At 45.5% G+C, this 17,582-nt stretch carries 18 protein-coding genes; 5 read left to right on the forward strand and 13 right to left on the reverse strand.

All coding sequences use genetic code 11. The features are described 5' to 3' along the window. Positions 1-35: 35 nt before the first annotated feature. The 4 genes from ACN08Z_RS00985 to ACN08Z_RS01000 all read right to left on the reverse strand — a co-directional run bounded on the left by ACN08Z_RS00985 (position 36) and on the right by ACN08Z_RS01000 (position 4,267). Positions 36-914 (reverse strand): glycosyltransferase family 2 protein, encoded by an 879-nt coding sequence (locus tag ACN08Z_RS00985; protein ID WP_419102766.1) that lies wholly within the window; start codon positions 912-914, stop codon positions 36-38. Beyond that, a complete protein-coding gene (locus tag ACN08Z_RS00990; protein WP_419102767.1) occupies positions 911-1,342 on the reverse strand; it encodes a DUF2304 domain-containing protein in 432 nt (143 codons plus the stop codon). Before ACN08Z_RS00990 ends, ACN08Z_RS00985 begins: the two co-directional genes overlap by 4 nt. Beyond that, positions 1,342-2,040, reverse strand: coding sequence for a glycosyltransferase family 2 protein (locus tag ACN08Z_RS00995; protein WP_419102834.1), 699 nt, complete (start codon positions 2,038-2,040; stop codon positions 1,342-1,344). Before ACN08Z_RS00995 ends, ACN08Z_RS00990 begins: the two co-directional genes overlap by 1 nt. 139 nt (positions 2,041-2,179) lie before the next feature. Continuing rightward, the gene (locus tag ACN08Z_RS01000) at positions 2,180-4,267 is read right to left on the reverse strand and encodes a DUF6541 family protein (protein WP_419102768.1); all 2,088 of its coding nucleotides are present in this window, start codon (positions 4,265-4,267) and stop codon (positions 2,180-2,182) included. A 238-nt stretch (positions 4,268-4,505) separates the two neighbouring features. Here ACN08Z_RS01000 and ACN08Z_RS01005 point away from each other — a divergent pair, with 238 nt between their 5' ends. The 3 genes from ACN08Z_RS01005 (at position 4,506) to ACN08Z_RS01015 (ending at position 8,381) form a co-directional block, all read left to right on the forward strand. Beyond that, positions 4,506-6,170, forward strand: coding sequence for an alpha-keto acid decarboxylase family protein (locus tag ACN08Z_RS01005; protein WP_419102769.1), 1,665 nt, complete (start codon positions 4,506-4,508; stop codon positions 6,168-6,170). A 332-nt stretch (positions 6,171-6,502) separates the two neighbouring features. Next, positions 6,503-7,042: a flavin reductase family protein gene (locus tag ACN08Z_RS01010; RefSeq protein WP_419102770.1), complete on the forward strand. Its 540-nt coding sequence runs from the start codon at positions 6,503-6,505 to the stop codon at positions 7,040-7,042. A gap of 97 nt (positions 7,043-7,139) precedes the next feature. Next, complete coding sequence (locus tag ACN08Z_RS01015; RefSeq protein ID WP_419102771.1) at positions 7,140-8,381, forward strand: acetylornithine deacetylase; 1,242 nt, start codon at positions 7,140-7,142, stop codon at positions 8,379-8,381. A gap of 1 nt (position 8,382) precedes the next feature. On the opposite strand, the gene ACN08Z_RS01020 is transcribed toward ACN08Z_RS01015, so the two are convergent. The 4 genes from ACN08Z_RS01020 to ACN08Z_RS01035 form a co-directional block, all read right to left on the reverse strand. Next, entirely contained in the window at positions 8,383-8,988 is a 606-nt protein-coding gene (locus ACN08Z_RS01020; protein ID WP_419102772.1) for a VanZ family protein, read from the reverse strand. 100 nt (positions 8,989-9,088) lie between these two features. Then, complete coding sequence (locus ACN08Z_RS01025) at positions 9,089-9,463, reverse strand: fluoride efflux transporter FluC (RefSeq protein WP_419102773.1); 375 nt, start codon at positions 9,461-9,463, stop codon at positions 9,089-9,091. An 11-nt stretch (positions 9,464-9,474) separates the two neighbouring features. Then, on the reverse strand, positions 9,475-9,894 hold the full coding sequence (locus ACN08Z_RS01030) for a fluoride efflux transporter FluC (protein ID WP_419102774.1): 420 nt from the start codon (positions 9,892-9,894) through the stop codon (positions 9,475-9,477). A gap of 15 nt (positions 9,895-9,909) precedes the next feature. Next, positions 9,910-11,214, reverse strand: a complete 1,305-nt coding sequence (locus tag ACN08Z_RS01035) for a carboxylesterase family protein (protein WP_419102775.1) — start codon at positions 11,212-11,214, stop codon at positions 9,910-9,912. A gap of 637 nt (positions 11,215-11,851) precedes the next feature. Between ACN08Z_RS01035 and ACN08Z_RS01040 the strand changes: the two genes are divergently transcribed. Both ACN08Z_RS01040 and ACN08Z_RS01045 read left to right on the forward strand, forming a co-directional pair. After that, complete coding sequence (locus ACN08Z_RS01040; RefSeq protein ID WP_419102776.1) at positions 11,852-12,709, forward strand: PRD domain-containing protein; 858 nt, start codon at positions 11,852-11,854, stop codon at positions 12,707-12,709. A gap of 433 nt (positions 12,710-13,142) precedes the next feature. Continuing rightward, positions 13,143-13,610, forward strand: coding sequence for a MarR family winged helix-turn-helix transcriptional regulator (locus tag ACN08Z_RS01045; protein WP_419101237.1), 468 nt, complete (start codon positions 13,143-13,145; stop codon positions 13,608-13,610). 81 nt (positions 13,611-13,691) lie between these two features. Here the strand turns inward: ACN08Z_RS01045 and ACN08Z_RS01050 are convergent, their stop codons facing one another. The 5 genes from ACN08Z_RS01050 to ACN08Z_RS01070 form a co-directional block, all read right to left on the reverse strand. Then, positions 13,692-13,922 carry a hypothetical protein gene (locus ACN08Z_RS01050; protein WP_419102777.1) on the reverse strand — a complete coding sequence of 77 codons (231 nt, stop codon included), beginning with the start codon at positions 13,920-13,922 and terminating at the stop codon, positions 13,692-13,694. A gap of 16 nt (positions 13,923-13,938) precedes the next feature. Further along, positions 13,939-14,301, reverse strand: coding sequence for a hypothetical protein (locus tag ACN08Z_RS01055; protein WP_419102778.1), 363 nt, complete (start codon positions 14,299-14,301; stop codon positions 13,939-13,941). 163 nt (positions 14,302-14,464) lie between these two features. After that, positions 14,465-15,367 carry a serine hydrolase gene (locus tag ACN08Z_RS01060; RefSeq protein WP_419102779.1) on the reverse strand — a complete coding sequence of 301 codons (903 nt, stop codon included), beginning with the start codon at positions 15,365-15,367 and terminating at the stop codon, positions 14,465-14,467. A gap of 103 nt (positions 15,368-15,470) precedes the next feature. After that, positions 15,471-16,709, reverse strand: a complete 1,239-nt coding sequence (gene bioB, locus ACN08Z_RS01065; RefSeq protein WP_419102780.1) for a biotin synthase BioB — start codon at positions 16,707-16,709, stop codon at positions 15,471-15,473. A 117-nt stretch (positions 16,710-16,826) separates the two neighbouring features. Continuing rightward, positions 16,827-17,573 (reverse strand): hypothetical protein, encoded by a 747-nt coding sequence (locus tag ACN08Z_RS01070; RefSeq protein WP_419102781.1) that lies wholly within the window; start codon positions 17,571-17,573, stop codon positions 16,827-16,829. Positions 17,574-17,582: the final 9 nt, after the last annotated feature.

The following is a 17,582-nucleotide window of genomic DNA, read 5'->3' on the forward strand; positions in this document are numbered from 1 at the left end:
AAGGTTTAAACCTTACCGGCACAATAACATCATCTCTACTTCACTAGATGATTGACAAGATTCTTCACACCATTCCATTTCTTCGCCATCGCAGCCTGAGGCAACAACGTCAAAGCATGCATACGAGATGAGAAATGAACACGAGCAACCATAGCTGCTTTCTTCCAACCTAAAGCAGACATCTCTTGTGCAATGGTCTCAAAATATGTTCTCTCCTCATCAAAACGTGTTCCTTCAAGAGCACGCCAAGAAGAGTCAGATGCCTTATGACGACGGTACATAAAAGCAACAGCCTCGTCGTAGTATAACGACCCACCACTCATCGCAACATCAAGCACTAGAGCCATATCTTGAACAACATTGAGCCCTTCTCTAAACCCAAGACCAACAATAGTCTCAGCACGCCATCCAAGAGAGGGGAAGTACAACCAATCGCCACGAAGAATCGATACAGCTAGTTCTTCACCAGAAAGCTCCGTTGAAGTGTTAGGTCGGTAATAAGCTTTTGTTTTCTCTACTAAGGTGTTCGACAATGCATTATTTTCATCAATCACAACACAACCAGGCTGAAAAATCTGAGCTTGAGGATGCGCCTGCGCAGCTTCAATAAACCAGTCAATATAGTTTGGAAGCATCACGTCGTCAGCACCCATCACTGTGACCAGTTCATTTTCAACGAAGCTCAGAGCCTTAGTGTAGTTACCATTTGCGCCGAGGTTCTTTTCGTTGCGCATATAGGTGATACGTTCATCGTTAAGGGACTCAAACCATCCAGGGATAGAGTCATCGGGGTAACCATCATCAACTACGACAAGACGCCAATGAGGGTTCGTCTGACCCAAAACGGAACGCACCGCTTGTTTCATAAAGTCCACATCACCGTAGTACGGGAAAAGCACATCAACGGTCGTCATTTTTTCTCCTGTGAGTTATTAAGGTTGCACTTCTTAGAAGAAGTGCTCTGAGCTGTTTTCTTTGAAGCGTAGCGTTCTTGCACCTGTTGAGGACTACCCTGATCTACGGTAGCTTTCAGCATCGCTATTTCTTCTGCTAAGGTTCTCGTCTCATCTGATAATTTTGACACTTCAAAACTCAAGTGCAGGCACACCGCAATAAGCATCATAATTGCTAATAAAAACAGTAGGTTCACAGGCACAACCACACCTGTAAACTCCGCAAGGCGAAGAAGAACATCAGGGAATAGCGCAAGGACGATAATAACGGCTGAGATAACAAGCCATAACGCCGCATATTTCTCTTTCATCTTCTGATTACGCACCTGAGTAATCACCATCAAGAAGACAACAAGAGAAAGAAATAAAAAGAATACGTTAGATGGCATTAGTTATCCTTTCCCGCTGGTTCTGTTTTTCGTCGTGTCATGGAGATACCGAAAGCAAAGAACGAGCGAATCAGATAAATAGCAGATTTGAGAGGCCCTGAAGAGGGTTCTCCCCCCTGCCTCTCACGCATCTGAACCGGAACCTGAATGACTTTACATCCCGAACGAATCGCCATCACCGTAGAGTCTATGGTGTCACCAAGATATTCGGCAGGGAAGAAATCACAATATTGAGCGATACCTCTACGGTTCACTGCACGGAACCCGCTAGTAACGTCTGTAAATTGTTCTCCAGAAATGCGGGAGAACATAAAAGATAGGATTCCCATCGCCCATTTTCTCGGACCAGAAACTTTATACGTACTATTTCCTTGAAAACGCGAACCAATAACAATGTCAGCTTGTTCTAGTCCTTTGATAAGAACATCAATATATTCTGGTGGGTGCTGTCCATCAGAATCCATTTGCAAGGCGATATCGTATCCCATGCGTTGAGCATATTTATAACCAGTTCGCATGGCAGCACCTACGCCCATATTGAAGGGAAGATCTATAACGAACGCTCCATGTGATTTTGCGATATCACTAGTTTTATCAGTAGAACCATCGTTAATCACAACAAGGTCTACCCACGGCGCCGTCTCGCGTAGTTCACGAATACTCTGCCCAATAGTTGTTTCTTCATTCCACGCGGGCATGATGACGAGGACGCGCTGAGGCGTCACATCAGATGCAGGTGTATTCGTCAAAAATTTGCTCCCAGTATGTGCAATGGCATCGAGGGGTGTTCTCGGTGAATCGTTACTCAGTGTAACAGTTCATTTCCCTCATATACCGCTAGTTACAGGCAGTGATTCGATAGAGAATAGCATCACCTTGACGGTGAACTTCAGAGAGTATTCCCGAGTTCTTGAGATTCTCAAATCCTTGATAACGATGCGTATGGTCATCACCGTTAACTTCTTGTTTTCCGAAGTCAAGATAGTAATTCATTCTATCTTTTTTAATAATACGGCACACTTTCGGGTCATCTTTGGCCTGATTAAGGTGTTCTTGTACGTATTTAACCTCAGGCTCTTCAACATAGATGGTGTGATAAGCGGTAACTTTTCGATCTGCTAAAGCATAGGCTAAAGCAGAGCCTGTATAGGGTTGCACAATAATTTCGTTATCTGCTGGAACATAGTCATCCAAGGTTTTAAGGATTTCTATTTCATCAGTCGTCAGCAGTCGAGAATCGTGAGTAGGCGCATAGAACCAGAAACTGTCTTCAATCTGACGGGTAAGAGCTTGAGCAGTTTGCCCCCCATAAATCACAGCACATAGAACTACTGCTGTCGATACGATACGAGCTTGAGATTCTAGAGTTTGTTTCCGTCGTGACGTGTTCTTTATAGTGTTTTCTAGGACGTGTATCAATTTAGACCATAGAACACTCTGGTAGAAGTTCTGTGTCATGTATTGAATACCCCATACAGCAATGGGAATCACAACAATAGGCAAGAGTGCTGCTAATCGGTAAGAATCGTGATACCAGATGCCAACAACCCAGTAACGGTCTTGGTCCCAGGGGAGAGATCGTGCAGCACTATAGAAAAATGCGACAAAAGACCACGACAGAAGAAGCCACAGATTCCGATCTTTGCGGCGTAACAATGCGTAGATTCCTATGAGGAATATAATCGTGATAAACCATTGAGGGACGTTATTAATCTCAGCGTTCGTTAAGGCTTCTCCATAACCTTGAGCTTGACTAATATGAGGACCCCAGATTTCTCCAGCTTCTTTAGAGGGACGCACAATCCCCCACAGGATATTAACGACCGCAAGAACAGCGCTTAAAGATGCCATTTGCACGCAAAAAACCCATCTGCTCAGCGCGCCCTTCGATAAACGAATTATTTGCAAAACCATCCGCACAAGTACTAATGGCAACGCAATCACAAAGAGTGACATAATCGCGTTTGGGTGTGATAGTGCAATTCCTAATGCACAGAAAATTCCTAAGAGCAGGCTCTGAGCGGTGTTCAGCGAACGCATTCCTGTAATGCGCAATAACTGAATAATCAGGGCAAGCCCTGAGGGGATGAGCGCTATGCCAAGAAGGTTAGGGTAAAGCACACCAAAGTTAAGAAGCAACACGGGATATGCTGTAAAAGCTGCACCAAGAGCACCAATACTCATGACCGCTGCAGCGTTAAAACGATATATGCTCCTCATGAGCATCACGAGGTTCAGTGGCCAGATAATTGCACAAGTCACCAATGCCATCGTATTGGTTGCGATGGGTATGGTTGTTCCAGAAAGCTGGAAAATCAGTGAGACAACATCGTGCCATGCAGCAGGGTAGAAAAATACGTCGCCGTCTCCAGATGTCATCCCAGCGATAGATAAAGATGAGCCATTTTGTGTTTGTTCTATATAGCGAATGGCATTTAGGTGAAAGTTATTATCAAAAGTTTGCGAAATCCATTCAGGGCGACCAATAGCATTTTTGGTGTTCCGCAGAAGCAATAACGCCCCGATTAGGAAGCTACCCCAGTAGATTGCTTGTTCTTTGCTGAACCACCGTTGCAGTGTAAGTGCTGGCGCTGTAATGCCAGCACCTTTGGTTATAGTCAAGGCTCGTTTGCTTCGCACTGTTGCAGGGAAGTCTTCGCATCGAAGATAGCGGATAAGAGCATAGATAACGCCAAGGATAAAAGCTACCAGCAAGGAGAAACCTAAGGGAACACCAACGTTCCAAGGAAGTCCAATAAGTGGCGCAATCATTGCGCTAACGGTAATGAGTGCAATAGAGACAGAAGGCGCGATAGCTATTGCGTCGATACCTCGAAGACGTAGTGCGGAGGTAACAAAAAGACCTGGTAGCAGAATAAGTGCTATTCCTATGAGGAATGGCACTGCGGTAACCAGCCAGACCATAGTTTGCGTTCTCCTTGCTGTGCAGTATTAATGAGCCGTTTATACAGCCTACAATATGCGTTCTGTTCGTTATTGCGGAAAAGACAAAAGCCTTAGATTCTGAGGTAAAACACACTGTTTTCTCGAGTTATTTGCGAGTTCTTTCTCGAAAAGCAGGTGGTTTATCGGAGGTATGACCGCTATCGTTAGAGACGATATGCGTTACCACACTTTATTTTAGGTTTAGGAGTTTATTCTAATGTCTTATACCGTAGGTCATTATCTGCTTGATCGACTAGTCGAATTGGGTGTCACCGACATCTTTGGTGTTCCAGGAGATTTCAATTTACATTTTCTAGATCATGTTCTTGAACACGAAAAACTTTCGTGGGTGGGTAACGCTAATGAACTTAACGCTGGGTACGCTGCCGACGGGTATGCTCGCGTACGTGGTTTAGGTGTTTTATGCACCACCTACGGTGTTGGGGAGTTATCTGCTATTAATGCGACGGCTGGTTCTTATGCCGAGAATGTTCCCGTTATTCATATTGTTGGAGCGCCGGGTACAACGGCTCAGCAACAGCATGGACGTATGCACCACACTTTGGGCGATGGGGATTTTAACCATTTTGTGCGCATGGCTAGAGAAGTGAATTATTCGGTAGCTATTCTTGATAGGGCTACCGCAACGAGCGATATTGATCGTGTTTTACGCGAAGCTATTGTTCATCGCAAACCCGGTTATTTGATGGTTCCTGTGGATGTTGCTCGCGTTCCAGCAAGCGCTCCCAGCACCCCTCTTGATGTGAATTTGCGTCTTTCTGATCCTGAGGTTGAAGATCAGTTCCGTCATGCGGCGAGAGATTTTATCCGTGGTAAGAAGACTGCTGTTCTTGCCGATATTATGACAGAGCGTCTTGGTGCAGTCGGCGAGCTTAACGCTCTTGTAACCTCCACAGGGTTCCCTTTTGCGTCTATTCTGTGGGGTAAGGCAATGATTGATGAGACGTTGCCAAATTATGCTGGCATTTACATTGGTGCGCTGTCTGACGAGAATACTCGTCGTGTTGTTGAGGAAGCTGAGGTTCTTATCTGTTCGGGTGTGGAATTTACCGATATGACTTCAGCGCATTTTTCTCAGCAAATTGACTCTTCTCGTGTGATTGATTTAGGTGCACAAGGGGCAACGATTGCTGGTGCGGTATTTGCCCCGCTGACTATTGCTGATGCTTTGAATATTATTCGTGAGGCTGCTACGGAGGTTGGTGCTTTACCAGCAGATTTTTCGTCGATTCTTGCCTCTGATAGTTCGGTGGAGGTAAGTTCTGAGCCTTTGACTCAGCACCAGTTATGGTCTCTTCTTCCTCAGCATTTGGATGCAAAGAACACTGTGGTTGTTGATATGGGCACGTCGTTCTTCGGTATGGCTCATCAGAAGTTCCCTGAAGATTCTCGTTTTATTGGCATGCCGTTGTGGGGTTCTATTGGCTATTCGATTCCTGCATTATTAGGTGCGGCGATGGCTGATCGTGATTCGCGAGGTGTTCTTCTCGTCGGTGATGGTTCTGCTCAGTTAACGATTCAGGAGTTGGGAACTATTATTCGTGAGAATCTTAATCCTGTTATCTTCGTTGTCAATAATGAGGGTTATACGATTGAGCGTTCTATTCATGGGCCAGAGGCTCAATATAACGATATTACTGCTTATAACTGGCAGAAGATTCCAGAAGGTTTTGGGGCAACGGAAGAGAATTCCATCATTTTGAAGGCGACGACCTCTGAGGAGCTTGTTCACGCATGTACGGTGGCACGCGAGGTTCGAGATCGATTGGTTTTTGTTGAGGTTGTGACCGATAAGAATGATATGCCTCAGTTGCTGAGAGACTTTGGTGCACTCGTTGAAGAAATGCACAAAAAGGCATAAATACTAATCAAATACATTATTTTTCTTGTGTACAGTTCAGGCCTGCTATCTGTGCGTAGATAGCAGGCCTGAGCCGTTAAGAGAGTGTTCTTGAGTGAAACCTTGTTTTCTGCCGTTGCAGATATGCGGTTTTAGTATGTAATTACAAAAATTTAGGATGGATACTTCTCTAGAGGATTCATATGAAGCGCTAGCAATGTGACGTTATACCCTCGTCATATTCGTCATAGAACGCCCTCATTTACACAAAACGACATAACCTCGCGCATTCTGCTGTGTGCCTTTAGGCTTACCCGTATCACCTTGCAGCCGCAAAAGAAAGATTGATAGCCATGAGCACACAGTTGGCACCTACATCGCACGTATTTTCTTCAAAGACTCCAGCAGAACTTTTTTGTGAGTGTTTTGGAGCTCAGGCAGCAGCAGTTGCCATCATTACGGCACAAGATCAGCAGGGGTTTCCTGCGGGGCTGACTATTTCTTCTCTTTCTTCGGTGTCAGCAACACCTCCTATTGTTGCTTTTTCTTTTCAGAGTAGAACCGGTTCTGCAGCTAGAATTGTTGATTCGGAGTCCTTTCTCATTCATTTAGTTAGTGGGGAGAATGTTGAGGTTGCGAAGAAATTTGCGACCAGCAGATACCCCAAGTTTGAGGATAGAACAACGTGGGACATTCTCCCCACGGGTGAACCTCTTTTGCAGGGGTTTAACCGTGTTCTAAGAGTGAAACCTCTTCAGAAAATTGAGGCAGACCCAGCGGTTGTTTTAACTGCAGCCGTCACAGATTTTATTCGTCATGACACTACAACAATGACTCCGGTGGTGTATCACGCCCGTAAGTTCCACCGCTTAGGCGACTTTTACGAAATATAGTCCTGCCTCGCACACATATTTTCAGAGGAGTTTAGAAAACTATTTCTGAATTCCTTTTAGACTGGATATACACAGACCACCGATTGATTAAGGACTCATGATGTCAACGCTTCCCGATTCGTTGCCTTGGATTCAAAAAGTTATTGCGATTCCTACGATTTCTGAAACTTCTAATGCCATCCTTTTAGAGCTCATTGCGCAAGAGTTTCTCAAATACGGTTATACCCCGTGGTATACCTATAGCGATGATGGCGAGCGCGCCAATATGTATGTCACGATTCCTGCAGCAGATGGAACACGCCAGGGTGGTGTTGTTCTTAGCGCTCATACCGATGTGGTTCCTGTTCAAGGACAGCGTTGGGATACTGACCCGTTCTGCGCGACGGTAGTAGGTGATCGACTTTATGGTCGTGGTGTTGCTGATATGAAGTCTTTTATCGGGGTAGCGTTGTGGCTTCTTGAACGGATTGATCAGCAACGTTTAGTGAAGCCTTTACATTTTGCGTTCTCGTATGATGAGGAAATTGGGTGTTTGGGTGCCCCTCGTATGATTGCGGAGCTTGCAGAACGTGGTGTTCGCCCTGAGTATGCGGTAGTTGGTGAGCCGTCTTCAATGCAGGTTATTGTGGCGCATAAGTCGGCTCATCGTGGTCGTGCTACTTTTCATGGCATCGCTAAACATGCGTCGTTGGCTCCTCATGGGGTCAATGCTGTTGCTTCGGCCGCCGAGTTCATTGTGTTTATTGAGCAGTTGGCGCAGCAGTGGCTCGAAGAGGGGCCTTTTGATGAGGGTTTTGTGACTCCGACTTCTACTGCGGGTGCAAATTTTGTGCAGGGTGGTTTGCAGTACAACATTGTGGGAGAGAACGTTGTGGTGGAATATGATTTCCGCACGATTCCTGCAACGAACCGTGAAGAAGTTATTGCATCGGTTGAGGATAAACTTTTCAATGATATTCTTCCGAGGATGGTACAAAAAGCCCAGCGTGCAGAACGTCTATCGGGTGTGCCAGAGGGTTCTTTGTCTTCTCAGGTTTCGGTGAATCATGAGTTGATTGCGGCGGTTCCTGGGTTAGATACTCCTGAGGATTATCCACTGGTTTCTTTAGGTTTTGAGTGGGTTGGTCAGGAGTATAGCGATACGACATCTTTGGTTCGTGTTACGTATGGTACGGAAGCTGGTCAGTTTCAGCAGGCTGGTATTAGTGCGGTCATTATTGGTCCAGGTGATATTGCTCAGGCACATACTCCTAATGAGTGGATTGAGCTTTCCCAGATTCGTTTATGTGAGCAGTTTATGCTTCGTGTGCTGGAGTATTCTTCACGACCAACTCTTTAAATTAGTCTCTGGTGGGTTGTTTGCGGGTGTGGTGTCGTAGTAATTCGATGATGGCCCACCCCATCATAGCTCCGATGGTGTTGGTGAGCAGGTCTTCTGCATCAAAGGTGCGGTATGCGCAAGGATAGTACCCCCAAATGCCAGTTAGTTGTGTGAGTTCTATGAGCATTGATAGCCCGAAGCTTGCGAAGAGTGTTGTTTTCCACGTTGTTTTTGCAAGGAGTGCGAGGAAGACACCGGCTGGTAAGAAAAGTGCAACGTTGAGGATGAGTCCTTTGATGTAGCTGCTGGTGAGTATTGCACCGATTCCCATGGAGGAGAAATCACGAATGGCAAATTGTAGGCTCCATCCGAGGATGAATCGTGGGTAGTAGGGGTTCTCAGAGCAAATGTGGGTATATTCTTCGGGTGTTGGTAGGGGCAGCATGGTGACTGCGATGACGCCACAAAGATAGAGCAGGATGATGGGTGTGTAGAGAAACCATCGTAGGCTAAAAGTTATTTTTTTCATGCTCCATAGTGTTAACAGGATGATGCTGATGATGGCATAGGAGAAACCCCATAGGTAAAACGCTTGTTCGATGGCGAGGAAGTGTACAGCGAGCATATCTGAGTGAGCCTTGTTGTTAGTTTTGGGGTTTAGGGGTATCTGTGTTGCGCACGTTGTGTGGTGTCGTTAAAAGATAGCAAGTTATTTTGCGGTGGTGTTAGCTGGTAATTGCGAATCCTAGTGCTGCACAGGTGAGTGCTAGTAAGGGTTGGATGAGCAGAAGAAAATAGACTGCGTGGTGTTGTTTGATACGTAGGTGAGTGACGACTTCGACCATTGCGCTGGAGAATGTGGTGAATCCTCCGAGGAATCCGGCGCCGATAATGGTGATAATCCAAGTGTCGGTGATGGTTTGTGATGCGATGGTTCCTGCGAGTAGTCCGAGGAAGAACGATCCTACGATGTTGATGAGGAAGGTACCAAGAGGAATGTGTTTTTTCCATAGTTTTTTGACGAATCGGTCGCAGGTAAAGCGTGCCCATGCTCCGCTTCCTCCAGCAATGAAGATACCGATGATGAGTGCATAGTTCATGAGGTTTTTCTCTATGGTGTTGAGGTTTTTGTGCGGTATTGAGTTCCGAGGTATGTCCCAAGGTGGGTTCCAAGCCAGCAGCAGAGGAGCCCTAAGGTTAGGGTTGCTCCTAAGCTGAGGGCAAAGCCTCCCCAGAGATTTTGTTGTGCTAGTTTGATGGTTTCTACGGAGAAGGAGGAGTATGTGGTGAATCCTCCCATGAGTCCGGTGCCGATGAGTAAGCGTAGTGCTTGACGGTGCTCATTATCTTCTCCTGAGGCGGAGAGGAAGCTGAGGAAGAGTCCGAGGATAAATGCTCCGGTCAGGTTAATCATCCATACTTGGGTTGCAGTGTCTACGGCTAATATGACGCTCAGTAGCCAACGTAGTGTTGCGCCGGTTCCGCCACCTAAGAAGACGAGTAGTCCTTGTGGGATATCCGATAGTTTCACGGTATCTAGTGTCCTTTATTTTTCTTCAAAGAAAAATTGTATCTGTGCTAAGTCTTTTAGTTCGGCGCGTATTGTGCCAGTTCGTGCAAATTCTGCCCAGATGGTGCGGAGCGCTTTTCCTTGTTGGGTTCTTTCATAGTGGTGCATTCCGGCAAGCATTTTAGAGTTTTCCCAGGCGGGGTTGTCAAAGAGGAGCGAAAGTTCTGCTCCATGTGCTGAACGTAGGCGGTGCAGTGGGTGACCGACTTTTAGGGTGTATCGGGTTGCTTTTCCACCTGCTTGTTGGTGCCTTTGGGCGAAGGTTTTTGCTGGTTTTTCGTAAATATCGTAGGTGGTTTTTTGGATGATTTTTTCGAGGGGTTGTGAGTTGCTGATGGAGGTGAGGTATTGTGTGGCGGGTGTAAAGTAGGCGGCTTCTCGTTCGTTATTTCCAAGGAGTACTTGTACGTGAGGTGCGGCTTTTTTCCATGCTTGTTCTACATGTTCTGGGGCTGGTAACGGGTAGTACCCATATTGTGTTCCGAAAGGCATCATCGAAGGATATAAGCCGAATTTGAGCGGGTTGAGGCTTATCATTTTCCAGGAGAGTTCAGCGTAGGTTTCAGCTGGTGCGTTTTCTGGGATGTGTGCAATTTTTTTGAGCATTGCTGCTGGCATTTTTTCTTTATGGTTGACCATGTCTAAAGGTGCACTTTGTGCAATGACACGGTGCAGTAGTCCTTCTTCGATGACGTTTTCGGTAATCATGAGTTGTGTTGCGAGGTCTGCTCCTGCTGATTGTCCGAAGACGGTAATGTTGTTGGGGTCTCCACCGAATGAGCTAATGTTTTCTTTGATCCAGCGAAGGGCTTCTCTAACGTCGAGCAGTCCGAGGTTGGCTGGCCTTTGGGGTGTTCCTCCGAGGAATCCTAGTATTCCTAGCCTGTAGGTTACAGTGACGACGATGAGGTTTTGTTCTGTGACGAGTTTGTGGGCGTTATATCGTTTTCCGTCTCCTGAGCCGACAACATAGGAGCCTCCGTGAAGGTAAACCATAACTGGTTTTTTAAGATCCACTGTTGTGGGTGCGAGGATGGATAGGTTTTGGCAGTCTTCGCTGATGAGTGTTGCTTGTCGTATATCGGAGCGTGTTCCACGAAGTTTTTGTGGTGCTGCCGGTGCTGGTTGGTCTGCGATATAGGGTTGTTCAAAAGCGTCTAGTCGGACTGAATATGGGGCTTGGAATCTTTTGGCTCGAGCGTAGGGGATTCCGCATGCTTTGATGGTGTTCTCATCTTCTATGGCGTGGATGGTTCCTGCTGGTGTGTTGATGAGTTTCATGAGGTTGTCTTTCTGAGCTTTTGAAGGCGTTTTGTCTACTCTTTTCAGTGTAGTTTGTTGAGGTGGGGTTTGGCGGTGGGCAGTATTGGTGTTGTATTTAGTACAGTTATCTGCTTTATCATCAAATATTTTTGTTATCTGGTTTATGTATAAAAATGGGTCTGTATAGGTCTTCTCTATGAACAATAGTTGTTCAGAAAAGTTGAAGAACAAGACATTGACTAGGAATAATAATGCGTTAGTAAGCTCTACTACACTAAAGGTTTACCTGACTATGTTACCCACGGGTACTGTGTTAAAAAATTATCTAATGCCACTTGCGTCATTGCTCAATAAATAGGTATAGTTATTGTGTTGTCAACTAAATTAGCACCCGAAAGGGTGCGCGCGAGACTGAATCGTACTAATGCAAACTCGAGATGCGTACGTTTCATTTAGACTGGCTCGTGTCGGTGGTTGTGGTTCCCCCCGGCACGAGCCTTTCTACGTCTTCAGCCATGTGTCATCACGGAAGAAAAGCTCCCTCACCACTAAAACTTCTAGGCATGATAGCGGTCAAACCCTTTCTTGACCGACATATCACCTAAAATAGAGAAGACATATATGCTTCATAGTTGTTTTATTGAAGGAGGGTACTTTGCGGATTTCTCGAATCTACAACAATAATGTTGCCCTCGCTATGAATCACTCTGGTGTTGAAACAGTCGTCATCGGCAGAGGTCTCGCCTTCGGCAAACGCAAAGGCGACCTTCTTGACCCCACCAAAGTTGAACAGACTTTCGTTCCTGAACAGAACACCTCAGACGAAAGGCTCACGTGGTCTCTGTCAGAGATTCCTTCAGAGATTCTTGCCCTTGCCACTGAATTAGAGGCTTCTGTTCGTGAAAATAGCGATATATCTCTTTCTCATTCTTTTATTATCCCACTCGCAGATCACCTGAACTTCGCTATTATTCGAGCGAAGGAAGGTATTGACGCGGATTATCCACTCACTCTTGAAGTGACCCAGTTATATCCTCAAGAAGTAGAGTTCGGAAAGAAAGCAATTGCATTAGTAGAAGAACGTTTAGGCGTAAAGTTAGCTGAGGCAGAGGCTATTCCTTTAGCATTGCATCTGGTCAATTCTCAATTAACAACGGCGGATATGTCTACGACGTTCCGCATGACTGAAATTTTTTCCCAAATTTTTGATGTGATTTCTTCCGCATATGGGCAAAAAATTGATCAATCTTCGATGAGCGTTGTCCGTTTTATCACCCATTTGAGATATCTTTTTGTTCGCTCTCAACAAGGCAAATATCCTCTACAGCAAGATCCAACAACTCCAGCTATTTTCGAGGCTGTCAAGACGAGTTATCCTCAAGCTTTTTCTTGCGCTAAAAAAGTCCGTCTTCTACTTGAAATGCAATTGGATCAAGAACTCACAGACGATGAGTTAACCTACCTGACTATTCATATTGCTCGTTTAGCAAAAGATTTAACTCTTGATAGCTAGCAATTATCTAAACAATCTTAGCGAAAGTCACAATAAACAACTTTCCTGTTTTATCAATAAAGAAGTTCTTAGAAGTCAATAGCGACACTATTCCCCTCAGATGAAACTCATAGAACGTAAAGATTCCTATCAGCTTTAACGACTAATATCTTAATATTATTTGTATTTTTACGCTCTTGACTAGGTCAATCTATATAATTGAAGACGTAGATATCAGACTTAACTGGAAATTACCGGCTGGTAATGAGAAAATTTTTCTTTGCATATAATGTAACTGTTAAGGGATTATTTACTATAAACTATATGTAGATTGTGGACTTGATATTTTGTCATGGATATCCAGTAATGGATTTTCTGAACAACATATCATCGAAACCTACAAAATATATTTCCCCAACCCACTTCCCCAACGAAGGGTACACTCCATACTGCTATGAATACTGCCCATCCACTTACCGAACAGGAAATTACACTTCTCTGGAAGCTATTTTCACAAACACACAGCACCATTACCCAATACCTTGATAAAGGCCTTCGAGCGCATACCAAAATGAAGCTCGACGACTTTCAGGTGCTTGCAGTACTTGCAGAAGGGTACAAAAAAGACAAAGAGCCACCAGTGGTGCGCATGGGTAAGCTGTCCTCAACGCTCGTCCTCTCTCCTTCTCGACTCACCTACCAAGTTGGTCGTCTCATTGACATCGGTTGGGTTGAACGCATCAACGTCGAACAAGACCGCCGAGGAAAAGGCGTCTACCTAACACCCCAAGGATATAAACAATTCCGAGCAGCACGCACCGTGCACACTGACCTTATTCAAAACCTACTGCGCAACACTGATTCAAATGAGATTGTTGCAATGTCTACTCTGATGAAGAGAATCCTCAACGACATCATCTAAGTAGTAGCTATGCAAAGAAATAAAAAATGCGGTGGTCCTCCATTTATGGAGGACCACCGCATTTTTTATGCTTTCGTATTGTTATGACGAACGACCAGACGTACGTGCAGAACGAGACGCTTCTAAACGCTGAACATGATGTAAATAATCTCGATTAGCCAAAACAACTAGCGCCATAGCGTTAAGAGCAAGGCCAACAGCAAAAACAATCCACCCGATAATCATCATGTCAGTACTAGCTAGCACCGCACCAACAATAAGCGCACCAACCGACATAAGATACGCCGGAGAACGTAAAAACTTTGTATTCATACCGGTTCTTTACCTTCTAGTTTCGTGGGCGAGCAGAACGGGAACGAAAAATCTTTTCTTGTTCTTTTTCAGTCTTTTTCTCTACCACGGGTTGAGCTTCTGTATCAGGTTCAGGCTCAGAATCTTCTGTCTGAGTAATAGCTTTTTTCTCGTCACCACGAGAATCCGAAACAACAGAACTAATCAAGCTAGGAAGATCCTTACCTTTAGCACCTTGGAGAGAAACCATCACGGAAAATACGTTAAGAACGAGGGCCGCCAGTAACAGTAACCATCCTAGAGCCGTTACTACTACCGAGCTTGAACCAATCATCAACGCTCCCACGAAAATACCTGCTAACGAGGTTAGGAATGCTGGAGAAAAATCTTTTAAATTCATGGTTATTGAATCAATTCCTTGAGTAAGTCTTTGCGTCGCTCATAGAGGAGCTTTATACAGGTTCATAAGCTATCTTATGCAATAAGTCTAGTTCATATTTCTTCTCGTTCTAAGACCTAAAGACTGATAGCATCATCAAAGTTTTTCCCGATGACGGTGTTTATCAAGAAGATAATACTGATAATGCCGTCTGAGCAACTTTACTATTAGCTTCTTGCCCCTGCTGTTGCTCTGCGAATCCGGTTGTCATTACGGATAGAGCATATGTTTTCCCATGATGAAGCACATCGCCCGTAGAATTAATGAACCAGATGCCAGCATCATCAGCAATCCATCCGTTCTTGCAAAGTACGCGTTGAGCACCGGGGTTTTGAGTGAGGGCACCAACACCCCACCCCTGCGATGACGGGTCAGCTCCTTCCATAGCAGCACGAAGAACGCGCATATCCGATGAAGCCACCCAATCAAGTCCCTCATAGACCGCTCGCGCAATTTTGAGGTGGTCTCCAGCTGTTGTGAGGTTATTCCCCCAACCACCACCGTCTCGAGTCTGAGAAACACCCAGCTTTTGATAGGTGAGATTGAGTTGTTCAGAGCGTTCCTGCTCGTTGTCACCTAATCCGGCGTAGAGCAAAACTGTCGAATTATTATCGCTATACCCGATACTTGATTTCACTAAAGATACGGTATGGCGCCCCAACGATTTTCCATGCTCATAGGCAATACGCATTCGAGCTAAAGCAATAGGAACCTTCACCGTGCTCGCTTCATAACCACGATATGACGGGTTATAGTAAAAAGTTTCTTGCGTATCATAACGGTGCAGAGCCAGAGAAAAATTACGAGGGGAAGAAAACTCTGGTAGCCCACGTAGAGAATCAGCTAATTGACGGTAAGCACCAGAAACTTTAAGCGGATTATTCTGGCGGTCCAATAATTCCACGGCAACATGGTCTTCATCATTTCCTTGATCGGAGGAAGAACCACAAGCATTAAGAGCTAAACCTAAACCGCCTAAACCACACAATGTTAGCGCTGAACGTCGAGAAATAATGGCTCTACTCACCCTCTCATGATGTGCTGGTGCATCGTATAAGACATCATGCCCCAGTCTATGTGAGAAAAGAGCAAAAATACTTTATTTTTCTCACCGTATCATCAGAAAACCATCAGGCATTAGGGGCGATATCAGTACCCACGCCACGTTTTCTCGTAATAACAGGCGAAAACTCTACATGATGACCAGAATCTTGAGCAGCTTCTACTGAAATATGAGAGCTTCCACAAGCTCCAGCAGAAGAACAACCACCACAAGCACTCACCGAGCCACTGGTTCCACAGGGGGTCGCAGCCGGCATGTTCTCTTGAGGTAAAGCATGATGAGCACGCAGGTATTCTTCATGTTCTGCCACAAGGTCTCGGTCTTCAGCACCGAGAACAACGAATCCCCCATCACGAATCATTTTTAAATCGTCTAAAGCAGACTGCCCGACAGAAGTTAAATAATCCCCGAGGAATAAGGAATTAACGACGTGTAATGCTGTAGCTTGAAGCGAGCGCAAGTGCATTTCTCGTCCGCCAGCCATACGAAGCTCTTTTTCAGGGTTCACCATACGGACTGTTGCAAGAATGCGTAAGCATCGCATGGGCGTGAGTTCCCACGTGCCAGCTAAGGGTGTCCCGTCAAAAGGCATCAGGAAGTTGACGGGGATAGAATCTCCCTCAAGGTCTTTAAGAGCAAAAATTGCGTCGACGAGTTGTTCGTCGCTTTCTCCCATTCCGACGATGAGACCAGAGCATGCAGATAGTCCAGCATCCTGAGCTGAGTGCACCGTGTTGACGCGGTCTTCGTAGGTGTGGGTGGTGCAAATATCTTTATAGTGGTCTTCACTAGTGTTGAGATTGTGGTTGTAAGCGTCAACCCCAGCTTGTTGTAAGCGTTCAGCTTGTCCTTCTTTGAGGATGCCAAGACAAGCGCATACTTCTACTTCGGGGTGTTCTTCTTTGAGGCTTTCAACCATTCCAGCAACACGTTCAACATCGCGGTTGGTTGGGCCTTTGCCTGATGCAACCATACATACACGAGATGCCCCTCCAGCAATACCGTGCCCTGCCTGTTTGACGGCTTCGTCAGGTTTAATCCACGTGTATTTGAGAATATCGGCTTCTGATCCTAATCGTTGAGAACAATAGGTGCAGTCTTCTGGACATAGGCCAGATTTGAGGTTGACGAGGTAGTTAATTTTGACGGTGTTTGAAAAATAGTGGCGACGTAGCTGACCGGCGGCTTCTACCAGGGTAAAGGTAGAAAAGTCTTCTGCGGTGAGCATGGCTAAGGCTTCTTCGCGGGTGGCAGGTTGTCCGCCGTTGAGAATGCGTTGAGAAATCTCTAGAAAGTTGGTCGTCATAGACTCATCTAACTGTTTTTTTGAACGGTGTTCAATTCAAAACGCGCCAACACCCCTGAAGTTCTCCAGAAAATCTCAGGTAAGCGTCATTTTAAGGACATCTACATCACATGATGACTAGCCACAGCCACCTGAACCGCACCCGCAGTTGCCACCACAACCGCCACCGGAACTTTCTTGGTCTCCCAGAAGAACCTCAGCATAAGACCGAGCATCTGAATCTCCTTGAGATTCAAAGAATGAAACATATTCTTCTACGATATCTCGACCTTGCACTCCAGAAATCTCTAAACGTGCATTACGAATAGAAACAAAATCTTCAAAAACGCTCAACGACGCATTCTCTTGGTTTTGTTCCAGCATCAACGTATCGATGACGTGCAATCCTAAAGATTGTAAGGACTGTAGTCGTTGGACTCGTTGCTGACGCAAGAAAAGACTGTGCGAACCAATGAGCAGACGGAGAGCAACGAGAACACCAACCGCTCGCATTGGGCTAAGTGCCTGAGCCGCGTCGGATACCTTGTGAACTGGCAAAAAGTCGAGAACCAACTGTCCAGGTTGTCCGTGCGTAAGCGACTCTAATTCTTCAGCTGCGTCCATCAATTTACGCGCTAACGTTTGATCATCTTCTGCGTCTGCAACCGTTACAACAACTTGCGGAATATCAGAAAGAGGTGCTGCACCGAGTAAATTAGCGATTGTTATTTCACGACCAAAAAATTCGGTACGTTGCTGTGCAGCTAATTCGACAAGAGCGAATTTTGCACCTGGACCAGAGCTCAAAATATCAACAACATCGTTAATAGTCAGATGCTCTTTATGAGAAACACGTGCTTTGAGTTCAGAGAAGTTCAGTGTCATATTTCCATT

It is taken from the genome of Rothia sp. P7181 (assembly GCF_048513015.1).
Lineage (GTDB): Bacteria > Actinomycetota > Actinomycetes > Actinomycetales > Micrococcaceae > Rothia.